Annotated in this window: 19 protein-coding genes; 13 read left to right on the forward strand and 6 right to left on the reverse strand. The window is 67.3% G+C overall.

The window, feature by feature from the left end:
• Window positions 1-127: 127 nt before the first annotated feature.
• The 4 genes from AC1DR6_RS04560 to AC1DR6_RS04575 all read right to left on the reverse strand — a co-directional run bounded on the left by AC1DR6_RS04560 (window position 128) and on the right by AC1DR6_RS04575 (window position 7,177).
• Window positions 128-2,218 (reverse strand): hypothetical protein, encoded by a 2,091-nt coding sequence (locus AC1DR6_RS04560; RefSeq protein ID WP_476828004.1) that lies wholly within the window; start codon window positions 2,216-2,218, stop codon window positions 128-130.
• Window positions 2,219-2,387: 169 nt separating this feature from the next.
• Complete coding sequence (locus AC1DR6_RS04565; protein WP_476828433.1) at window positions 2,388-5,210, reverse strand: DUF4159 domain-containing protein; 2,823 nt, start codon at window positions 5,208-5,210, stop codon at window positions 2,388-2,390.
• A gap of 31 nt (window positions 5,211-5,241) precedes the next feature.
• The gene (locus AC1DR6_RS04570; RefSeq protein ID WP_476828005.1) at window positions 5,242-6,150 is read right to left on the reverse strand and encodes a DUF58 domain-containing protein; all 909 of its coding nucleotides are present in this window, start codon (window positions 6,148-6,150) and stop codon (window positions 5,242-5,244) included.
• 4 nt (window positions 6,151-6,154) lie between these two features.
• On the reverse strand, window positions 6,155-7,177 hold the full coding sequence (locus tag AC1DR6_RS04575; RefSeq protein ID WP_476828006.1) for an AAA family ATPase: 1,023 nt from the start codon (window positions 7,175-7,177) through the stop codon (window positions 6,155-6,157).
• Between the two features lie 194 nt (window positions 7,178-7,371).
• Here AC1DR6_RS04575 and AC1DR6_RS04580 point away from each other — a divergent pair, with 194 nt between their 5' ends.
• The 4 genes from AC1DR6_RS04580 to AC1DR6_RS04595 are packed head-to-tail and all read left to right on the forward strand — an operon-like array spanning window position 7,372 to window position 10,250.
• Complete coding sequence (locus tag AC1DR6_RS04580; protein WP_476828007.1) at window positions 7,372-7,986, forward strand: DUF1285 domain-containing protein; 615 nt, start codon at window positions 7,372-7,374, stop codon at window positions 7,984-7,986.
• Window positions 7,986-8,639, forward strand: coding sequence for a CoA pyrophosphatase (locus AC1DR6_RS04585; protein WP_476828008.1), 654 nt, complete (start codon window positions 7,986-7,988; stop codon window positions 8,637-8,639). Before AC1DR6_RS04580 ends, AC1DR6_RS04585 begins: the two co-directional genes overlap by 1 nt.
• Before the next feature lie 10 nt (window positions 8,640-8,649).
• Entirely contained in the window at window positions 8,650-8,907 is a 258-nt protein-coding gene (locus tag AC1DR6_RS04590; RefSeq protein ID WP_476828009.1) for a DUF6111 family protein, read from the forward strand.
• On the forward strand, window positions 8,904-10,250 hold the full coding sequence (locus AC1DR6_RS04595) for a CCA tRNA nucleotidyltransferase (RefSeq protein ID WP_476828010.1): 1,347 nt from the start codon (window positions 8,904-8,906) through the stop codon (window positions 10,248-10,250). The genes AC1DR6_RS04590 and AC1DR6_RS04595 overlap by 4 nt, the downstream gene beginning before the upstream one ends.
• On the opposite strand, the gene hemF is transcribed toward AC1DR6_RS04595, so the two are convergent.
• Window positions 10,160-11,089, reverse strand: coding sequence for an oxygen-dependent coproporphyrinogen oxidase (gene hemF / locus AC1DR6_RS04600; protein ID WP_476828011.1), 930 nt, complete (start codon window positions 11,087-11,089; stop codon window positions 10,160-10,162). The two genes, AC1DR6_RS04595 and hemF, sit on opposite strands and share 91 nt — an antisense overlap.
• Before the next feature lie 5 nt (window positions 11,090-11,094).
• Window positions 11,095-11,577: a tRNA (cytidine(34)-2'-O)-methyltransferase gene (locus tag AC1DR6_RS04605; RefSeq protein WP_476828012.1), complete on the reverse strand. Its 483-nt coding sequence runs from the start codon at window positions 11,575-11,577 to the stop codon at window positions 11,095-11,097.
• 113 nt (window positions 11,578-11,690) lie between these two features.
• Between AC1DR6_RS04605 and AC1DR6_RS04610 the strand changes: the two genes are divergently transcribed.
• The 9 genes from AC1DR6_RS04610 (at window position 11,691) to AC1DR6_RS04650 (ending at window position 21,291) form a co-directional block, all read left to right on the forward strand.
• Window positions 11,691-13,556 carry an ABC transporter ATP-binding protein gene (locus tag AC1DR6_RS04610; protein ID WP_476828013.1) on the forward strand — a complete coding sequence of 622 codons (1,866 nt, stop codon included), beginning with the start codon at window positions 11,691-11,693 and terminating at the stop codon, window positions 13,554-13,556.
• A gap of 191 nt (window positions 13,557-13,747) precedes the next feature.
• Window positions 13,748-14,293: a ubiquinol-cytochrome c reductase iron-sulfur subunit gene (gene petA, locus AC1DR6_RS04615; RefSeq protein ID WP_476828014.1), complete on the forward strand. Its 546-nt coding sequence runs from the start codon at window positions 13,748-13,750 to the stop codon at window positions 14,291-14,293.
• Window positions 14,294-14,364: 71 nt separating this feature from the next.
• Entirely contained in the window at window positions 14,365-15,648 is a 1,284-nt protein-coding gene (locus tag AC1DR6_RS04620) for a cytochrome b (RefSeq protein WP_476828015.1), read from the forward strand.
• Between the two features lie 7 nt (window positions 15,649-15,655).
• The gene (locus AC1DR6_RS04625) at window positions 15,656-16,540 is read left to right on the forward strand and encodes a cytochrome c1 (RefSeq protein WP_476828016.1); all 885 of its coding nucleotides are present in this window, start codon (window positions 15,656-15,658) and stop codon (window positions 16,538-16,540) included.
• A 158-nt stretch (window positions 16,541-16,698) separates the two neighbouring features.
• Window positions 16,699-17,577 (forward strand): S-methyl-5'-thioadenosine phosphorylase, encoded by an 879-nt coding sequence (locus tag AC1DR6_RS04630; protein WP_476828017.1) that lies wholly within the window; start codon window positions 16,699-16,701, stop codon window positions 17,575-17,577.
• A gap of 71 nt (window positions 17,578-17,648) precedes the next feature.
• The gene (locus tag AC1DR6_RS04635) at window positions 17,649-18,176 is read left to right on the forward strand and encodes an adenine phosphoribosyltransferase (protein ID WP_476828018.1); all 528 of its coding nucleotides are present in this window, start codon (window positions 17,649-17,651) and stop codon (window positions 18,174-18,176) included.
• Window positions 18,177-18,182: 6 nt separating this feature from the next.
• On the forward strand, window positions 18,183-19,292 hold the full coding sequence (mtnA, locus tag AC1DR6_RS04640) for an S-methyl-5-thioribose-1-phosphate isomerase (RefSeq protein WP_476828019.1): 1,110 nt from the start codon (window positions 18,183-18,185) through the stop codon (window positions 19,290-19,292).
• Window positions 19,289-19,933: a class II aldolase/adducin family protein gene (locus AC1DR6_RS04645; protein WP_476828020.1), complete on the forward strand. Its 645-nt coding sequence runs from the start codon at window positions 19,289-19,291 to the stop codon at window positions 19,931-19,933. Before mtnA ends, AC1DR6_RS04645 begins: the two co-directional genes overlap by 4 nt.
• Before the next feature lie 53 nt (window positions 19,934-19,986).
• Window positions 19,987-21,291 carry a GGDEF domain-containing protein gene (locus AC1DR6_RS04650; RefSeq protein ID WP_476828021.1) on the forward strand — a complete coding sequence of 435 codons (1,305 nt, stop codon included), beginning with the start codon at window positions 19,987-19,989 and terminating at the stop codon, window positions 21,289-21,291.
• Window positions 21,292-21,392 lie beyond the last annotated feature (101 nt).

Below are 21,392 nucleotides of genomic sequence, written 5' to 3' on the forward strand. Positions count from 1 at the left end.
GTCTTTCTCGGGCGGTGCGAAGCATCGACCCGAGAAACTCTCACAGAAGGAGGTGCTGGAGCCTCCTCGTCATGAGATGCTCGGGTCGAGCCCGAGCATGACGCGTGTATTTCGGAAGGGCGGTGTTTCAGCTCTGCCGTTTGAAGCGCCGCCCGCTTTCGCCGACCCAGCCGGCCACCAGCGCGCCGAACAGCACCGCCAATCCGATCAGCCCGATGAAGAGCGGCGAGATCTGCACGCCCCGCACGACGCCGGAGTCGCTGATCCTGAGCCCGATCCAGTCCGCGCCAGCGAACTGGCTGCCGGAGCGGATCGGCACGATGCGCGGGACGCTGACGCCGGAATCGCCTTCATGGCCAATGCGACGGGAGGAGCCGCCGGTCGCTTGTGCAAGCGGCGCCAGGGCTTGCGGCTCGCTGACGACCTCCATCAGCTCGCGCGGATTTTCGGGGCCGACACTGGCGAAGGCGGTCAGGTTGTCCGCGTTCAGCCGATAAAGCCCCTGCTGTGTCGTCGGGATTCGCGCGGTGAAAAGCCCGGGCCGCCCTGCTTCCAGCGGCACTTGCCGGGTCTGGCCGTCCGGTCCGGAGATGGTCACGGGGGCGGGGCTGTCGCCCAGAGTCTGGCGTTCGACCTCGATCGTGCCGTTTCGGGCGGAAGCGCGCAGGGCCTCCTCCTCCAGCTCCGGCTCCTTCATCAGCCAGTGGCTCAGGCGCCGCAGCAGGTCGAGATAAGGCCCGCCATTGCGAAAACCGCGGGCCCAGAGCCATTCATGATCGGACAGGAAGAGCGCAACACGGCCCTTCTGCTCGCGTGAGAGCATCAGCAGCGGCTTCTCGCCGGGGCCGGTCATCACCGGGGCGGTTCCCGGTTTGGCCTGGGCGCCGACCATGCGCAGCCATTCGCCCCAGCGCGGCGGCTCGACCTCGGAGCCTGGCAGGTCGCGGGTCACGGGGTGGCGCTTGCCGAGATCGCTGACGCGGGCGCGATAGGCCTCGTCGATGACGCTGCCATCGGGAATGGCAGGCAGAATCTGGCCGAGCGGGGTTCGCGCCAAGGTCTGCTGGCCGGCATATTCCGGGCCTGCCGCGACCAGAAGCGCGCCGCCATCGCGGACATAGCGGACGATGTTGTCGAAATAGACCAGCGGCAGGATCGACTGGTTGGCGTACCGGTCGAAGATGATCAGGTCGAACTCCTTGATCTTCACCTGAAACAGCTCGCGCGTCGGGAAGGCGATCAGCGAAAGCTCGTTGATCGGCGTGCCGTCCTGCTTCTCGGGCGGGCGCAGAATGGTGAAGTGGACGAGATCGACATTGGCGTCGGCCTTCAGCAGGTTGCGCCAGGTCCGCTCGCCCGGATGGGGTTCGCCCGAGACCAGCAGCACCCGCAGTTTGTCCCGCACGCCTTCAATGGTGATGACCGCGCGGTTGTTGGCGAGCGTCAGCTCGTTGTCGAGCGGGGAGGCTTCGATCTCGACGACGTTGGGCCCACCGCGGTCGATGCGGACCGGCACCTGAACGATCTGTCCGGTCGCGACCTCACGCCGCGCGATGACCTCGCCGTCGCGGCGGATGGTGAGGCCGGCGCGGCCGGGGCCGCCCTTATCGACGACGCGAAGCCGGATGATCTGGTCCTTGCCGACAATGCCGAAGCGGGGGGAATCGACCAGCACGATGCGGCGATCGATCTCGGCGTTGCGGCCTGTGGTCAGGATATGCAGCGGGGCCTTCAGGCCGAGCACCTCGGCATTGGGCGGCGTGTCATGGGCAAGGCCGTCCGTGATGGCGATGGCGCCGGCGACCCGCTCGGATGGGACATCGGACAGGCTGTTGGTCAGCGCTTCGAACAGACGGGTGCCGTCGCTCGAGCCCTGCGCGTCGCGAACCTCGACCACGCGCGGCTCGATGCCGGGGATGCCGCGCAATTGCCGCTCGACCTCGGCCAGCGTCGCATCGGTCTGCGCCGTGCGATCGGCCAGCTTGTTCGAGGCGGACCGGTCCACGACGATCGGAACGACGTCCTTGACCGGCTCACGGTCTTCGAAGACGAGCGAGGGGTCGGCGAGCGCGACCGCTAATACGGCCAACGCCAGCGCCCGCAGGATCGCGCTGCGCCCGGCCAGCACGATGGCGGCGCCGGCCGCCAGCGCTGCCAGAACGGCAAGGCCGATCAGCAGCGGCAGCGGCACAAGGGGGACGAAGGAGAGGCTCCACATCAGCGGCCACCCTCCGGAGGATCTTGCTCAATCCTCATCCTGAGGAGCGCCGCAGGCGCGTATCGAAGGATGCTCCAGTTGGGTCCGGGGCAGGCTGGACCATCCTTCGAGACGCCGTTCCTTTCGGAACGGCTCCTCAGGATGAGGGCTGTGTGGGCTGGAACGACCATCACTGCCCCAGCCTTTCCAGCAGGGCCGGGACGTGGACCTGATCGGCCTTGTAGTTGCCCGTCAGCGCGTACATCACGAGGTTGACGCCGGCGCGCAGGGCCATTTCACGCTGGCGCGGATCGGAGCCGGAGAGGGGCACCAGCCCTTCGCCGCGCCGGTCGACCGCCCATGCGGCGGCCAGGTCGTTCGAGGTGATGACGATCGGCGAAACATTGTCGCCGGAGCGGGCCGGCCGGCGGCCGTCATCATCGGCCGGTGGCAGCGCCTCGACCCAGGTTGCTCCAGTGTCGTAGCGGCCGACCAGCCCATCCAGCAGATAAAAGGTCTTGGTCAGGACATGGTCGCGCGGTAGCGTCTCGAGTTCCGGGATGTCGAGCGTCTGCAGCATGCGCTTGAGCTGATCGCCTTCCGGGGTGGTGCCGCCGCCAGGCCGCGCGCTCATGGCATCGCGCGTGTCGAAGATCACCAGCCCGCCGCCCTTCATATAGGCTTCGAGCTTGCGCAGCATGTCGGGCGAGGGGATCGGCCGGCCTGCGACGATCGGCCAGTAGAGCACCGGGAAGAAGGCCAGCTCGTCACGCTCGACATTGACGCCGACAGGGTCGCCGGGCTCCAGCGCGGTGCGTGCGGCAAGCGCAGTGTTGAGGCCAGCGAGGCCGGCCTTCGACATGTCGTCGACAGCCCTGTCGCCGGTGACGGCGTAGGCGAGACGGGTCATGGCGCCATTGGCGAGGAGTTCGCGCGGGATGGGCGGCAGCGCCGTCTGCGCATTCGGCGGGGCCGGGGGCGTCTGGGCGCGCGCGGGCTCGGGCGTGCCGGCGCCGGCGAGCGACAGCGTCAGCAGGATCGCGACCGGCGCGGCGATACGCCGGGCCCGCCCCAAGCGCAGCCGGCCGCCGAGCCAGAGCGTCGCCAGCGTGTCGGCGACCAGCAACAGCAGGGCCATCACCAGCAGCGGCGGGCGCATATCGCGCGCGACCGGCTCACCGATCGGCAGGATCGGCGTCCCGAGCCCGGCGAGATCGAGCGCGGCAAGCTTGTCTGTGGGCCCTAGTGCGTTCACGGCGAAGGAGCCCTCGCTGGGGCCATAGAGGCCCGGCGGATGCAGCAGCGTCGCGCGACCCGTGAAATTGCGCGCTACGGGCTGGCTCGTGGCCGGCGGCGTGCGGAACTGGCCAAGACCGTCGAGGACGCGGGTGGGAGAGAGGGTTTCAGCCCGAATCTCCTCGCCCTGCGCCGGAGCCGGACCGGTCCCCGAGAGGTTCACGACCTTGCGCAGCATCTCCACGAAAAGGCCCGAGAGCGGCAGGTTCGACCAGGTGGTGTCGGCGGTCACATGGAACATCGCGATCAGCCCGTCGCCGCGCCGCTCGCCGGTGACGACTGGGGTGCCGTCTTCCAGCGCCGCCCAGGTCTTGCGGGAAAGCTCGGCTTCGGGCTCGGCCAGGATCTGGCGGCTGACGCGCAGATCGTCGGAGATCGTCAGGCCATAGAAGGGGCTTTCGCGAGTGAAGGCGGCGAGCTTGCGCGGCGTCTCCCAGGAGAGGCCGCCGCCGAGCGTGCGGCCGCCGCGGCGCAGCCGCACGGGGGTGAGCTCATCCGAGGCGGTAGCCAGGCGGGGGCCGGCGAAGCGGAGCAGCACGCCACCGCGGCGCACGAAATCCTCGACCTTGGCCATGGTCTCGCGGTCCAGCGCGCCGATATCGGCGAGAACCAGCACCGACAGGTTCTGCCCGAGCAACTCGCCGACCGGGTCTGTCGAGCCCTGCCTCGGCTGGCGGACATCGGCATAGGGCTGGAGCGCGCGAGACACGTAATAGGTCGGCGAGAGCAGGGGCTGGGCGGTGTCGGCCGTGGTCCCGGACACGATGCCGACGCGGCGGCGCTTGGCGCTGTCGTCGAGCAGCGCGACGGCTCCGGCGCTGCGCTCGCCGAGCACCTCGATCCGCGACACCGCGTTGCGGACCTCGATCGGCAAGGTCAGGCGCGCCGTCGTCTCCAGCGCCGAACCCTCGAAAATGAAGGGCGCCTCGCCGAGCGAGAGCCCCTTGAGATCGAGCGCGCGAACCTGCCCCGTCGCAGGAGCGGCGGGGTCCGGACGCAGCACCTTGACGGTCAGCGCACCGGCCTGGTTTTCAGCCGAGGCCAGCGCGATCTGACCCGCCGGGCCGGAATGAACGGCGAGACGGCGCGCATCGGCGACCTGCTTCAGCCGAGCCAGGAAGGGGGCCTCATTGCCCACGGCCAATCCATCCGACACCCAGACGATCTCGGCCTGCGGTTGGGCCCGCAGAAAACTCTCTATGCGAGGCAGATGGGCGGCCCGGTCGGGCGCATGCGGCTCCAGGATGAGCGCGCGCAGCTTTTCCAGCGCGGCGCGCGGATCGGAGAGGGCGATCTCGGTCGGGTTCTCGGCAAGACCGACAACCGCGATGGTGCGGCCCTCGCGCGTTGCGGCGGCGATGCGGGATTCGGCCACGGCAATGCGCTCCGGCCAGTCGCCGGCCGCACCGAATCCGTTATCCACCAGCAGCAGCATCGGGCCGCCTGTCGGGGCCGCTTCGCGAGGCGGATTCCAGATCGGGCCGGCAACGGCGAGGATAGCGAGCGCCGCCACCGCCATGCGCAAGGCGAGCAGCCACCAGGGCGTATGCGCCGGCAGTTCTCGCTTGGCGACGAGGTCCGCCATGATTTTCAGCGGGGGGAAATCGATGCGGCGCGGGCGTGGTGGCGTCACACGCAGGATCAGCCAGAGCGCCGGCAGGATCGCGAGGGCAGCCAGGGCCAGCGGTGCGGAGAAGGTGAAGGGCAGGGCGCTCAGCATGGGAACGCGTCCGTCGCGAGCCACCGCATCAGTTCGCTCCTCGCGTCGAAACGAGGCTGGCGACGCGCAGAACGGCTTCGCTTGCCGGACGATCCGTCCGGTGGAGCGTCAGCGTCCAGCCGGCCTTGCGGCAGGCCTCGCGGATCGCGTCGCGATGGGCGGCGAGGCGCTGGCGATACTCCTCGCCCCACGAGCCGGCATCGCCGACGCGCAGCGCCAGGCCATCCTCCAGGTCGAACAGTTCGGCCTGGCCGGTGAAGGGAAAGGTCTCCTCGATGGGGTCGGCGATCAGCAGCACATGGCCGCGCGCGCCGCTTGCCGACAGGGCTGCGATGCGCTTTGCCAGCGCGTCGGCCGGCGAGAGCCCATCGGTGACGATGATCGCGTCCGACAGGCGCTGCAGCGGCACGGCCGGTGGCAGATCCTCCTCCGCGCCGTCGCGATCGGCGACGATCGCCTGTGCCAGCAATTCGATGATGTTGCGTGAGGCGAGGGGCCTCGTCAGGCCGAGATGACCGACGCGCTCGCCGCCTTCGACCATCGTCTCCGCAAGGGCAAAGCCGGCTACAAGCGCGCGGTCGATCTTCGGGGCCTGCGCGAGCGAGGAGGCAAAGCCCATCGAGGCCGAGCGGTCGATCCAGAGCCAGACGGTGTGGGAGGCCTCCCATTCGCGCTCGCGCACGAACAGATGTCCGTCTCGTGCCGAACGGCGCCAATCGATGCGCGAGGCGGATTCGCCTGCCACCAAAGGGCGATATTGCCAGAAGCTCTCGCCCGGACCGGCTCGCCTGCGCCCATGGATGCCGTGGACGCTGGCCGAGACGCGGCGCGCTTCGAGGATGAGGCGGGGCAGGCGCGCCGCGAGATCGAGCGAGGCGGTGAGGACGGGCCTCGCCGGTTTGCGCTCGGTCTGACTGAGGACGCGCGTGCGCAGCATGCCGCTATCCCAGCCGCTCGACCAGCCGGCCGATCACGCCCTCGATGGTCTCGCCATCGGCGCGCGCGGCGAACGTCAGCGCGACGCGGTGCTTCAGGACAGGCACGGCCAAAGCGGCGACATCGTCGATCGACGGCGCCAGGCGCCCTTCGACCAGGGCACGAGCGCGCGCGGCCAGCGTCAGGGACTGGCTGGCGCGGGGACCGGGGCCCCAGGAGAGCTTGTCGGTGATGGCGGCGTCGCCCTCGCCGGGGCGGGCGGAGCGAACGAGATCGAGGATAGCATCGACCACGGCCTCGCCGACCGGCAGCCGGCGCACGAGCCGCTGCACCGACATCAGCGTCTCGGCGGTCAGCGCCTGGGTCGGCTTGTATTCGGCCGCGCCGGTCGTCTCCAGCAGGATGCGGCGCTCGGCCTCGCGATCGGGGTAGCCGACATCGATTTCCAGCAGGAAACGGTCGAGCTGCGCTTCGGGCAGCGGATAGGTGCCCTCCTGCTCGATCGGGTTCTGCGTCGCCAGCACATGGAACGGGGCGGGAAGATCATAGCGTTCGCCAGCGATCGTGACATGGTGTTCCTGCATCGCCTGAAGCAGCGCCGACTGGGTGCGCGGGCTGGCGCGGTTGATCTCGTCTGCCATCAGCAGCTGCGCGAAGACGGGGCCCTTGATGAAGCGGAAATGGCGTTTGCCGTCGGGGCTCTCGTCGAGCACCTCGGAGCCGAGAATGTCGGAGGGCATCAGGTCCGGCGTGAACTGCACGCGACGTGCGGAGAGGCCGAGCACGGTGCCCATCGCCTCGACGAGCTTGGTCTTGGCGAGGCCGGGCACGCCGACGAGGAGGCCATGGCCGCCGGCCAGAAGCGTGATCAACGAGAGGTCGACGACCTTCTGCTGGCCGAAAATGACCTGGCCGATTTCCTTGCGGGCGGCGCCGATGGCACCGAGCGCGGCCTCGGCCGCCTCGACGACACCGCTGTCGAGATCGATCGGCGCGCTGCTCTCGTTCGTGCGGGCTTGCGCCACCATATCGATCTCCCTCACTCTCCGGGCTCTGGTGTGCCGCTGTCGCATGCGACAATCCCAGGCTCGGACCCATCGCGGCTTTCCACCGTTGAGTGTGGACGGGCCGGTTTGCTGGCTCAAGCACCGATTGCTGCGGTACACATAAACTCCGCTTCACGATTATGTGGAGTTCAAGGCGGAAACGCGATGCAACCCCTATGCCGCATGCGGCGGCGCACGGTCCTGCGATGATATCCGGTAATGCGATGGAGCGGCTGACGGCCGCGCTCGGCGGTGAGAAGCGGCGGGGTCCCCCGCCAGTGGAGCGCTGGGACCCGCCTTTCTGCGGCGACCTGGACATGCGCGTCGCGGCGGACGGCACCTGGTTTTACCTGGGTACGCCGATCGGCCGACCGGCGCTGGTGAAGCTGTTCGCCTCTGTGCTAAAGCGCGAGGGCGACGAGCACTTTCTCGTGACCCCCGTCGAGAAGGTGCGCATCCAGGTCGAGGATGCGGCCTTTCAGGCGGTCGAGATGCAGGTCGATGGTGCGGATGATCGCCGCGAGATCGCTTTCCGCACGCAAGTCGATGACCTCGTCGGTGTCGGGCCGGAGCACGCGCTGCGCTTCGAGCGGGCCGCCAAGGACGGGCTGACGCCCTATGTGCATGTCAGGCGGGGGCTCTGGGCGCGGCTGACGCGGGCTTTGACCTATGATCTTCTGGCGCTGGGGGAGGTTCGCGAGATCGACGGGCAAGAGCAGTTCGGCATCGCTGCCGGCGGCGCTTTTCATGCCGCTGTGCCGGCCAGCGAGATCGAGGACCTCGACGTCTGATGAATCGCGATAAGACCTTGAATCTCAGCACTGAGGCGTTCGCGGCCCTGGCCCGCGAGCGCTTGCGTCCCGATCCGCCGCAGCTCGGCGATGTTATCGCGCGCCCACGGGGCGACCATGAGGGGCAAGATCAGGCGGTCCCGATCCCGGACGAGAAGCGGGCGATTCCCGCAGCCGTTCTGATCGGCGTCGTGGCGCGCGAGGAGGGGCCGACCGTACTGTTGACCCAGCGCGCCGCAGCCCTGCGCAGCCATTCGGCGCAAATCGCCTTTCCGGGCGGGCGCGTCGACGCGGTCGACGGCTCGCCGGCGGTGACGGCGCTGCGCGAGACCGAGGAGGAGATCGGGCTGTCCCGCCAGCGCATCCAGACGCTGGGATTTCTCGACGCCTATCTGACCGGGACGGGCTATCGCATCGTGCCGGTGGTGGCGTTGGTCGAGCCGCCGTTCACGCTGACGCTCAATCCCGGCGAGGTGGACGCGGCTTTCGAGACGCCGCTGTCTTTTCTACTCGATCCCGCAAACCACAAGCGCGAAGGCCGGGAGTGGAAGGGGCATTTCCGCACATATTATGCGATGCCGTTCGGTGATCGCTATATCTGGGGCGCGACCGCCGGTATCATCCGCAACCTCTATGAGCGGCTGGTGGACTGAAAGAGAAGCCATGCTGCGCGCCATCATCGAAGAGTTCCTGCTCTTCGTCGTGCCTTTCTGCCTCTTCGCCGGGTATCTGGTGGTGAAGCGGCGCAATCCGTTCGATGTCGAGCACTGGAGCCGCCACGCCTTTGCGCTGGCGGTCGCCGGCCTGCTACTGGCGATCGGCATCCTGTTGGTCGACGGTTTCTCGGCCAAGCGCGATCGCGGCGCTTATGAGCCGCCGCATATGGAGAATGGCGTGCTTGTGCCGGGCCGCTTCCGGTGACGCGCGATGTCGCGACACCGATCGCGGCCTTTCTCGCGCGGCCGACGCTGGCGGGGCTGCTGCAGGCGCTGAACGGCGCAGGCGAGGAGACCCGGATCGTCGGTGGTGCCGTGCGCAATCTCCTGCTCGGGGAGGTGGCGAGCGATATCGATCTCGCCACGACGGCACTGCCGGCCGAGACGATCCGGCGTGGTCGTGCTGCGGGCTTCAAGGCGATTCCGACCGGCATCGAGCACGGCACGGTGACGCTGGTCGGCGACGGCGAAAGCTTCGAGGTCACGACGCTGCGGCGCGATGTCGAGACCGATGGGCGCCACGCCAAGGTCGTTTTCGGGCGGGACTTCGAGGCCGACGCGATGCGTCGTGACTTCACCATCAATGCGCTGGCTCTGGACCGGGCGGGCGCGGTTCACGATCATTGCGGCGGACTTGCCGATCTGGACGCGCGCCGGGTCCGCTTCATCGGGGACGCGGCGACGCGAATCCGGGAGGATTACCTCCGCATCCTGCGTTTCTTCCGGTTTCAGGCGCAGTATGGCGCAGGCAAACCGGATGCACCGGGGCTCGCCGCCTGCATCGCCGGCCGAGGCGGGTTGGCCGGGCTGTCGCGGGAGCGGGTGCGCGCCGAATTGATGAAGCTGCTGGTCGCGCCAGGGGCTGCCGGCACCCTCGAGACGATGGCCGGCGCGGGGCTGCTGATGCCGGTCATCGGGGGCGTGCCGCATCTGGCGCGATTCCGCGCGGTCGCGACGGATGATGGGAACGAGCTCTCCCCCACCTTCAGGCTGTCCGCGCTGGCGGTGTCGGTGAAGGAGGATGCGGCGCGGCTCCGCGAAGGCTTGCGGCTCTCCAACGAAGAATTTGACCGGATCGAACGGATCGCGTTGGCTCTAGAGCGGTTGGGCGGGCGAGCAGACCTGCCGAACGTCGCCGCCCTGCGCCACGTGGCCTTAGCCGAGGGCGATCATGCGGCGGCCGACGCGCTCGTTCTCTCGGCCGCGTCGGCCGAGCCGCAACGGCGAGACAGCGTGCGGCAACTCATCGCCGCGCTTGGCCAGACTCCGGCGTTCCGGCCAAGTGGCAAGGACGTGCTGGCGCTCGGGATACCGCCTGGACCGAAGGTCGGGCGCATCCTGCAGGTCAGCCGGGAGCGCTGGATCGACGCGGGCTGCCCGGCCGGATTCAGCGAACAGATGGCGTTGGTGACGGCTGCTGCGCGCTCGGCGGGACCAGCGGCTGAAGCGTCGTCGGCTCAGGGCCAGCGCACGGTCGGCGGCATCGAGGACAGGATCGAATCGACGTTGCCGCCGGTCTTCAGCCCGAAGATCGTGCCCCGGTCGTAGAGCAGGTTGAACTCGACATAGCGGCCACGCCGGACCTGCTGCTCGTAGCGCTCGGCGTCCGTCCACGGTTTCGCGAGATTGCGCCTCAGAATGTCGGGATAGGCACTGAGGAAAGCCTCGCCGACCGCGCGGGTAAAGGCGAGGTCGGCTTCGGCATCACCGGTCCAGATGTAGTCGTAGAAGATGCCGCCGATGCCGCGCGGCTCGTTGCGGTGCTTCAGGAAGAAGTATTCGTCGCACCAGGCCTTGAAGTCCTCGTAGTCGGCGATGGCGGGAAAATTCTCGCAGGGCGCGCGCAAGGCTGCGTGGAAATCCTGGGCGTCGGGGTCATCCTGACGGCGGCGGACGTCGAGCACGGGCGTGAGGTCGGCGCCACCGCCGAACCAGGGCCGCGTCGTCACCACGAAACGGGTGTTCATATGCACGGTCGGCGCATGCGGATTCCAGGGGTGGGCGATCAGCGAGATGCCGGTGGCGTGGAAGCGCGGATCCTGCGCCGCGCCCGGGATCTGGCCGGCGAAATCAGGATGGAAGCTGCCATGCACGGTCGAGACGTGCACCCCGACCTTCTCGAAGACGCGCCCCTTCATGATCGACATGACCCCGCCGCCGCCCGGCGTACCGTCATGGTTGGTGCGCTGCCAGGGCGTGCGAACGAAGCTGCCGGGGGCGTCGCATTCCGGCGGAAACGGGCCGGCCGCCTCCGTCTCGATCTGCTCGAACGCGGTGCAAATTCGGTCGCGCAGTTCGGCGAACCACGCAGCGGCGCGGGGCTTCAACGCCTCCACCAGGGCCGGATCGGCAGGGATGGCGGGCTCGGCGGGGCGGCGTGTCGTCATCGGCTTCATCCTTCGCGGCCCGGGAAGCCGCCTGTCTGTCGCAGCGCCTCAGTCATTACCATCGCCGCGGCGAGCGCGACATTGATCGAGCGCAAACCGGCGCGCATCGGGATATGCAGGCTGACTTCGGCCGCCGCGCGGACGTCCGTCGTCACGCCCGCCGATTCACGCCCGACCATGACGATGTCGCCGGGCCGGAAGCCGAACTCCGGCAAGGGCGTCTCGCCATCGGTCTCGGCCAGAACGAGGCGATGGCCGCTTGCACGGCGCCACTCCTCGAATGCCCTGAACGAATCATGGCGGGTAACAGTGGCGCGTTCGAGATAATCCATGCCCGAGCGGCGGAAATGCCGGTCCGAGACATCGAAGGCGGCGGGTTCGACGATATCGACCGCGAAGCCGAGGCAGGCCGCCATGCGGATCAGCGTGCCGGTGTTCTGCGGAATATCCGGCTGGAACAAAGCGAGGCGAATGGTGGCTGCGGACATCGGCTGCTGTCATGAAGGGGCAGTCCGGCATGCGTCAAGCAATCTGGCGCGCGGGGTGTGCCGGGCCCATATGAGCGCTGTATTGCCACGATGCCGGCCTAGGAGGGCGGTTCATGTTCGCCCCGCTCTTCCGTTGGCTGGAAAGCCGCATCGATGTCTTCGCGCCCTTTGACGAGCGCGAGGTGCCGCCGCGCGGCGTCTGGCCCTTCATGTGGCACCACATCAAGGGCGTGAAGGGCTGGATGGGCCTGATCATGCTGACGGGCCTCGGCTTCAGCGGCATCGAGGCCTTGATGTATCTCATGGTCGGCTGGTTCGTGGACCTGTTGAGCCACAGCACGCCGGAAGCGATCTGGCGCGATCAGGGTTGGCTGCTGATGGGCGCTGCGTTCCTGCTCGTCGTTGTGAGGCCGCTGATCTATTTCGCCAATCACGCCATCGTGGACCAGGTGGTGGTGCCGCAGATCACCAACCAGATCCGCTGGCGCAACCACGTCTACACGCTCGGCCACGCGCTCTCCTATTTCCAGAACGACTTCGCCGGCCGGCTTTCGGCGCGGGTGATCCAGGCCGGCCAATCGATTCGCGGCGCGACGATCGAGGTCATCGACGACCTCTGGTACGCGCTCGTCTTCGCGACCGTGGCGATCGGCTTTTTCGGCAAGACCAGTCTCTGGCTCGCGCTGCCGGTCGTCGTCTGGCTCGGGGCTTACGTCGCGCTGCTGATCTATTTCGTGCCGCGCGCCAAGAAGCGCTCGGAGGCGAACTCGCTCGGGCGCTCCAGCACGACGGGGCGGATCGTCGATGCCTATACCAACATCCTGACCGTCAAGCTGTTCGCGCGGGCCGACGCCGAGCGCTCGGCCGTGCGCGAATCGCTGGGATGGTGGAACCAGTCCTTCCTCAACCTGTCGCGCTTGATTACCGGCGTCAGCGTGATCCTGCAGACGATGAATTCGCTGCTGGTGGTCGCCACGGCCTGGCTCGCGTTCTGGCTCTGGAGCCATGGCGAGATGACGCCGGGCGCTGTCGCGGCCGCCGTCGGCCTCGTGCTGCGGCTGGTGCAGATGTCGAGCTGGCTGATTCATCTGGTGCGCGGCATCTTCGAGAATCTCGGCTCCGTGCAGGAGAGCATGGAGACGATCGCCAAGCCGCACGATCTCCCGGATACGGCGGGGGCCGTGCCGCTCGCGGTGGCGAGGGGCGAGATTCGCTTCGACGGCATCCGCTTCAATTACGGGCGCAGCGCCGGCTTGTTCGAGGGGCTCGACCTCACGATCGCGCCGGGCGAGCGGATCGGGCTGGTCGGCCCGTCGGGCGCTGGCAAATCGACGCTGGTGAACCTGCTGCTGCGGCTTTACCCGCTGGAGGGGGGGCGCATTTTGATCGACGGGCAGGACATCGCCCATGTCACGCAGGACAGCTTGCGGGCGCAGATCGGCATGGTGACGCAGGACAATTCGCTGCTGCACCGCTCGATCGGCGACAACATCTCCTATGGCCGGATCGGCGCCGGCGAGAGCGAGATCGCGCGCGCGGCCCAGCAGGCCGCGGCGCACGACTTCATTCTCGGGCTTGGCGATCAGGACGGGCGAAAGGGTTTCGATTCGCGCGTCGGCGAACGTGGCGTGAAGCTCTCCGGCGGGCAGCGCCAGCGCATCGCCATCGCCCGCGTCCTGCTCAAGGATGCGCCGATCCTGGTGCTGGACGAGGCCACCTCTGCGCTCGATTCGGAGGTCGAGGCGGTGATCCAGCAGCAGCTCTCGACGCTGATGCAAGGCAAGACGGTGATCGCCATCGCGCATCGGCTCTCCACCATCGCCGAGCTGGACCGGCTCGTGGTTCTCGACAAGGGCCGGATCGTCGATGTCGGAACTCATGCGGAGCTGATTGCGCGCGAAGGGCTTTATGCACGGCTATGGTCGCGCCAGTCCGGCGGTTTCCTGGCTGCAGCGGACCCGGAAAAGCTCCCCGCCTGAGGCCCTCGGCAGGCGCCTGTGCGCCATGCGCGGATCACGCTTTCGCGAGAGTAGACTTCGTCCAATCTGCATGTCAAAGAGCCGAGCGACGCGCGGCCGCATTGCGGCTGTGCCGGCGCGCCCCTATGAGGGCGAGTGGCGATGAATTCGAGCTGTTCCAGCTCGCAAGACGTGTTGAGAAGGATTGGATCGTGGCGCACGCGACCGATACGAAAAGCGGAACCCGCCGCGACTTCCTGCTGCTGGCGACGGGCGCGGCCGGTGCTGTCGCGGTCGGCTCCATCGTCGTTCCGCTGATCAGCCAGCTCGCGCCCGACCAGCAGACGATTGCGGCCGGCGCCCCGGTCGACGTCGATCTGGCTCCGATCGCCGAAGGCCAGGCCATCAAGATTTTCTGGCGCGGCAAGCCGATCTTCGTTCGTCATCGCACGAAGAAGGAGATCGACGAGGCGCTTGCTGTCGACATCACGACCCTGCGCGATCCGCAGACCGATCAGCAGCGCACCAAGGCCGGCCATGAGCCGATCCTCGTCGTGTTCGGCAATTGCACCCATCTCGGCTGCATTCCGCTGGGCACCGCGCCCGGCGAACCCAAGGGCGATTTCGATGGCTGGTTCTGCCCCTGCCACGGCTCGCACTACGATTCCTCCGGCCGCATCCGCAAGGGCCCGGCACCGCTCAACCTGCCGGTTCCGCCCTATGCGTTCACGGCGGACACCAAGATCAAGATCGGTTGAGCCATGTGTGTATCGCTTTTCTGGCGCTCGATGCCTTCCTGCCAAGATGAGACAGCCTTGAGGCATTCTTCATGAGTGGTCACAGCTCCTACGTCCCGAAGAGCGGCATCGAGCGCTGGCTCGACGCGCGCCTGCCGATCATCCGGCTGGCCCACGACTCAGCGGTTTCCTATCCGGTGCCCCGCAACCTGAACTACATGTGGACCTTCGGCGGCATCCTCGTATTCATGCTGGTGGCGCAGATCATCACAGGCGTGATCCTGGCGATGCACTACACCGCCAATTCGATGATGGCGTTCAACTCCGTCGAGCACATCATGCGCGACGTGAACTATGGCTGGATGCTGCGCTATCTGCACTCCAACGGCGCCTCGATGTTCTTCGTCGCCGTCTACATGCATATCTTCCGCGGCATCTATTACGGCTCGTACAAGGAGCCCCGCGAGGTGCTCTGGATCCTCGGCGTGATCATCTTCCTGCTGATGATGGCGACGGCGTTCATGGGGTACGTGCTACCCTGGGGGCAGATGTCCTTCTGGGGCGCGACCGTCATCACCAACCTGTTCTCGGCGCTGCCCGTGATCGGCGAAACGATCGTCAGCTATCTCTGGGGCGGCTATTCGGTCGACAACCCGACGCTGAACCGGTTCTTCTCGCTGCACTACCTGCTGCCGTTCATGATCTTCGGCGTCGTGGTGCTCCACGTCTGGGCGCTGCATCATGTCGGGCAGAACAATCCGACCGGGGTCGAGGTGAAGAACGTCGAGAAGGACACGGTTCCGTTCACGCCCTACGCGACCATCAAGGACGTGTTCGGCATGGTCGTGTTCATGATCATCTTTGGCTGGTTCGTGTTCTATCAGCCGAACTTCATGGGCCATGCCGACAATTACATCCCGGCGAACCCGGCCTCGACGCCTGCCCACATCGTTCCGGAATGGTATTTCCTGCCGTTCTACGCGATCCTGCGCGCCATCCCCGACAAGCTGGGCGGCGTTCTCGCGATGGGCGGCGCCATCGTCGTGCTGGCCTTCCTGCCGTGGCTCGACACTTCCAAAGTCAAGTCGATGAGCTACCGCCCGATCGCGCGTCAGCTGTTCTGGGCCTGGGTCATCGTCTGCGTCGGCCTGGGCTATCTCGGGGCGATGCCCCCCGAAGGCGGCTATGTCATCGCCTCGCAGATCTTCACGGTGCTGTATTTCGGCTTCTTCGTGGCGCTGTTCGTCGTCGGCCTCTTCGAGCGTCCCAAGGCGCTACCGACCTCGATCGCCGATGCGGTGCTGGCCTCGACCCGGGGTAGGTCGGCGGTCCGCATGGCCGGCGCCGCCGCTGCCGAACCGAACGTCAAGGGCTGACGAGACCATGAGCAGAACCTCGTTTCGTCTGGCCCTGACGGGCCTCGCAGCCGGCCTTGCCGTCTCCTTGCTGGCGCTGCCCGCCGCGCGTGCGGCGGAAGGTCATAGCGAGCCGCCCTCGCTGAGCTGGAGCTTCTCCGGCCCCTTCGGCAAGTTCGACCGGGCCCAATTGCAGCGCGGCTACAAGGTCTACAAGGAAGTCTGCGCGAGCTGTCATGCCGCGAGCCTCGTCAAGTTCCGCAACCTCGCACAGCCCGGCGGGCCTGAGTTTACGCAGGGCCAGGTCAATGGGCTTGCCGCGACTTTCCAGGTCAAGGACGGCCCCAACGAGACCGGCGAGATGTTCGACCGGCCGGGCCGCGCGGCCGACCCGTTCCCGTCGCCCTTCGCCAACGAGCAGGCGGCGCGTGCGTCCAATGGCGGCGCCTATCCGCCGGATATGTCGGTGCTGGCCAAGGCGCGGACCTATGAGCGTGGCTTCCCGCGCTTCGTGTTCGACATCTTCACGCAGTATCAGGAGCAAGGGCCGGATTATATCCACGCCCTGATGGTCGGCTATGAAGAGCCGCCGGCCGGAACGCCGCCGTTGCTGGCGACGCAGCACTACAACAAATATATGCCGAACCACCTGATCGCGATGCCCAAGCCGCTCAATGACGGGCAGGTCGAGTATCCCAAGGGTGCCGACGGCAAGGCGCAGGTACCGGAGACGGTCGACCAGTATGCGCGTGACGTCGCGGCGTTCATGGTCTGGATGGCCGAGCCGCATCTCGAGCAGCGCAAGCGGATCGCGCTGTGGTTCATGCCCTTCCTGGTGATCCTCGCCTTCCTGCTCTACTTCAGCAAGAAGCGGATCTGGTCGCGCATGCCGGACGGTTCGTCGGCGCACTGAGCGTCTTAGGCGCACTAAGCGGCGAGACGACATTCTCGAAAAAGCCCCGCCTGGCGGGGCTTTTTTGTTGGCATGTCGAGCGGTCTGACGACGCGGTCCACTGTATTGCGATCGTCATCGAAAGGTGATCCTTTCCGCGCCTGCAAAAGGAAATGACGATGAGCGAAGCCGTTCTGGGTATTATCGGCGGTTCTGGCATCTATGATCTGCCAGGCCTCACCGACATCCGCGAGGAGCGAATCGAGAGCCCCTGGGGCGAACCCTCGGATGCGCTGCGGATCGGGAGCATCGGCGGAACGAAGATCGTCTTCCTGCCGCGCCACGGTCGCGGGCATGTGCTCTCGCCCTCGGACATCAACTACCGCGCCAACATCGACGTCCTGAAGCGGGCAGGTGTCACCGATCTCGTCTCGCTTTCGGCGTGCGGATCCTACAAGGCCGAGCTCTATCCGGGGTTGTTCGTGCTGGTGGACCAGTTCGTCGATCGGACGAGCCGGCGCGAAAGCTCGTTCTTCGGGAAGGGCTGCGTGGCTCATGTCTCGGTGGCACATCCGGTCGGGCAGACCTTGCAGAATCGCATCGCCGAGGCGGCTCAAGCCGAAGAGCTCCCCTTCGTGCGCGGCGGCACATTGGTCACGATGGAAGGCCCGCAATTCTCGACCTATGCCGAATCGACCAGCTATCGCGGTCTCGGCTACGACCTGATCGGAATGACCGCGATGCCCGAGGCCAAGCTCGCGCGCGAGGCCGAGATCACCTACGCCACCATCGCCATGGTGACCGATTACGATTGCTGGCACGAGCTGCATGGGGCGGTCGACGTCGCTTCGGTCGTGCAGGTTTTGCATGACAATGCCGACAAAGCGCGCCGATTGGTGGCGAGGCTCGCATCCGATTTCCCGCTCGAGCGGCAGGATTGCCCGGCGGGCTCGCATCGCGCGCTCGACAACGCGATCATCACCGCGCCGGGTTTCCGCGATCCGGCCTTGCTGGCCAAGCTCGATGCGGTGGCAGGCCGCGTGCTCGGCGCGGCATGAACTCGGCGCCCTTGACGCAGAGGTCGCGGCGTCCGACCAAGGCGTCCGATCCTGCCTCTGGACCCTGGACGATGAATCTCGCCGACACGATCCGCGCCATTCCGGACTATCCGAAGCCCGGCATCGTTTTTCGCGACATCACGACATTGCTCGGTGATGCGCGGGCTTTCCGGCGCGCCGTCGACGAGCTGTTGCAGCCCTTCGCCGGCCTGAAGATCGCGAAGATCGCGGGCATCGAAGCGCGCGGCTTCATCCTCGGCGGGGCCGTGGCGCACCAGCTTTCCGCCGGGTTCGTACCGGTGCGGAAGAAAGGCAAACCGCCGGGAGAGACGCTGCGCGTCACCTACGCGCTGGAATACGGAACCGACGAGATCGAGGTCCATCGCGACGCGGTCCAGCCCGGCGAGCGCGTGCTGCTGGTCGACGACCTGATCGCGACGGGCGGGACCGCGGAGGGCGCCGTCAAACTGCTGACCGGGCTTGGCGCCGAGGTGGTCGCGGCCTGCTTCATCGTCGATCTGCCGGAGCTTGGCGGCTCCGACCGCATCCGCAGGCTCGGCGTGCCGGTGCGCACGCTGGTCTCCTTCGACGGGCACTGAGGGCCCATGAAGATCAACGGCCAGCATTACCGGACGATCTGGCTCGCGCAGGATGGCTGGCGCGTCGTCGTTATCGACCAGACGCGGCTGCCGTTCCGCTTCGAAACGGTGACGCTGGGGTCGGTCGCGCAGGCAGCCGATGCCATCCGCAACATGGTGGTGCGTGGGGCGCCGTTGATCGGTGCGACGGCGGCGTATGGCGTGGCGCTGGCGATGCGGGCCGACGCCTCGGACGCCGCGCTGGAGGCAGCGTTGGCACTGATGGGCGCGACGCGTCCAACGGCGGTCAATCTGCAGTGGGCGCTGGCGCGGATGCGGCGCGTCCTGGCACCGCTCCACGCGACGGACCGCGCGGAGGCAGCTTATGGCGAGGCGGCGCTGATCTGCGACGAGGATGTCGCGCTCTGCCGGGCGATCGGCGAGCATGGCCTGCCGCTGATCCGGGCGATCGCGGCGCGGAAGCCCGCAGGCGAGCCGGTCAACATCCTGACCCATTGCAATGCCGGCTGGATTGCGACGGTCGATTGGGGCACGGCGCTGGCGCCGATCTACCGCGCGCATGATGCCGGGATCGCGGTCCATGTCTGGGTCGACGAGACGCGGCCGCGTAACCAGGGCGGGGCGCTGACGGCCTATGAGCTCGGCGCGCACGGCGTGCCGCATACAGTCGTCGTCGACAATGCCGGCGGGCATCTGATGCAGCGCGGCCAGATCGACATGGTGATCGTCGGCACGGACCGCACGACGGCGAACGGCGATGTCGCCAACAAGATCGGCACCTATCTCAAGGCGCTCGCGGCACGGGATAACGGTGTGCCGTTCTATGTGGCGCTGCCATCCCCGACGATCGACTGGACGATGACGGATGGGCTTCGGCAGATCCCAATCGAGGAACGGGCGGCGCGCGAGGTCACGCATGTGCAGGGGCTGGCGGATGATGGCGAGACGCGGGCGGTGCGCGTCGTCGCCCCCGGCAGTGCCGTCGCCAACCCGGGCTTCGACGTCACACCGGCCCGGCTCGTCACCGGCCTGATCACCGAGCGGGGCGTCTGCCCGGCCAGCCAGGGCGGATTGGCCGGGCTCTTTCCCGACCTCGCCAGCGGAGCGGCAGCATGAACGAAGCGAATTTGCGCCAGGAGATCGTCGCGGTGGCACAGGCCATCGACCGGGCCGGCTTCTGTCCCTCGAAATCCGGCAATGTCTCGGCGCGTTTCGGCGAAGGCCTGCTGATCACGCCGTCAGGCCTGCCCTATGCGCGGACCACGCCGGACGATCTGATCGCGCTCTCGCTGGACGGGAGCGTGCTTTCGGGCGCGGGCAAGCCGTCGTCCGAATGGCCGTTTCATGTCGCGATCTACCGCGCCCGGCCGGATGCGCAGGCGATCGTGCACACGCATTCGCCGCGCGCCACGGCGCTCGCCTGCGCGCGCCGTGGCATTCCGGCCTTCCATTACATGATCGCGCTTTGCGGGGGGGCGGATGTGCGCTGCGCCGAGTATGCGACCTTCGGCTCGCCCGAGCTCGCCGACAATGCCGTCAAGGCGCTGGCGGGCCGCAAGGCGGTGCTGCTGGCGAACCATGGCGTGATCGCACTGGGTGGCTCGCTTGCCGGCGCGCATCAGATCGTGGCCGAGGTTGAAAATCTCGCCGGGCAATATCTCGACCTCCTGTCGGCAGGGCTTGATCCCGTCGTGCTGGACGATGCCGAGATGCAACGCGTGGCCGAGCGCTTCTCGGGATATGGCAAAGTCGGCTGAGTCCGGCGCTTTGATCTTACCTTACGTTAAACATTCAAGCCTAAATCCTGGGCATGGTCGTTTCGCGCTACCTGCACGATTCATTGGACATGCTCGGCATCGGCGCGTGCGAATACGACGCCGGGCATTGCGCCGTGAGCTGGAACCGCACGTTCCTGCAGCTCTTTCCGGAGCATGACGGGCATATGCGGTGCGGGGAGCCCTATGCGGACAACCTCCGTCGCTTCTATCTAACGAGGCTGACGCCGACCGAGCTGTCCGACATCGAGCGTTACATCGCCGAAGGCGTGGCACGCCATCACAACCAGACGCAGCCCTTCGAATTCATCCAGCATGGGCGGCGCGTACGCGCCTCGTCCCTGAGGGCACCGGACGGAAGCCGGCTCCGGCTCTGGCAGGCGCTCGACCGCCCGATCGAAAATCCCGTGATCGCCAACGGCGTGCAGCCCGTGCTGGACGCCTTGAGCTTCATCCCGGACGGCGCTTCGATCATCGACGCCGAGGACCGGATCATCGCGGCCAACGACGCCTTTCGCCAGCTTTACGACATCGCCGACGACCGACCCATCGTCGGGCTGAAGCTCGACGAGATCATCGCGGGCTGCTGGCGCGAGATCTCTGCCGTGGCTGGCTTGCGCGCGAGCATCCGGAACGGGCTGCGTTACGATGGAGCGCCCTTCGAGGTCGAGCTGCCCGGCCAGCGCTGGCGCCGCGTGATCGCGCGCCACAGCGTCGAGGGCATAGGCTGCTTCATCCATGCCGATATCACCTCTGCCAAGCGCCAGGAGATGGCTCTGATACAGGCCCGGGAAGCGCTTCAGAAAGCCAATGCCGAGCTCGAGGAACTGGCCCAGACAGACAGCCTGACCGGCCTGGCGAACCGCCGCCGCTTCATGGCCGGCCTCGCTGTCGAAGCGGAAAAGCGACAGTCGCTGTCGCTGCTGATCATCGACGTGGATTATTTCAAGGCAATCAACGACCAGTTCGGCCATGTCGTCGGGGATGCCTGTCTGCAGAAGGTGGCGCAGCTGATCCAGGCGATGCCGGCTCCGCCCGGCCGACTCGTCGCGAGGCTGGGTGGCGAAGAGTTCGGTATCCTCATGCCGGAGGCGAGCTATGAGACGGCCCTGTCTGTAGCGGAAGCGACGCGGCTGATTCTGCGCTCCGCCGCCTGGCACGAGCTGGCTCCGGGATTGCAGGGGCCGACGGTCTCGATTGGTCATTGTCATGCGAGCGGCCCGCTCGATGGCGATGCGCTTTATGCGGCGGCCGACGGGGCCCTCTATGTCGCCAAGCGTCGCGGGCGCGACCGTGTCGAAAGCGTCGGGACGGTATCGTCCCGGCTGATGACGGGCTGACGGTCCGATCGGTTCGTCGCAATCGGCCGCTGGGTCACGCTTATGATGGACGGATCGGCTTTGCCTCGCTAGCGATGACGGGAAGCGCCGGCTCGCGTCCC

This window comes from Allobosea sp. P5_A5, assembly GCF_056400625.1.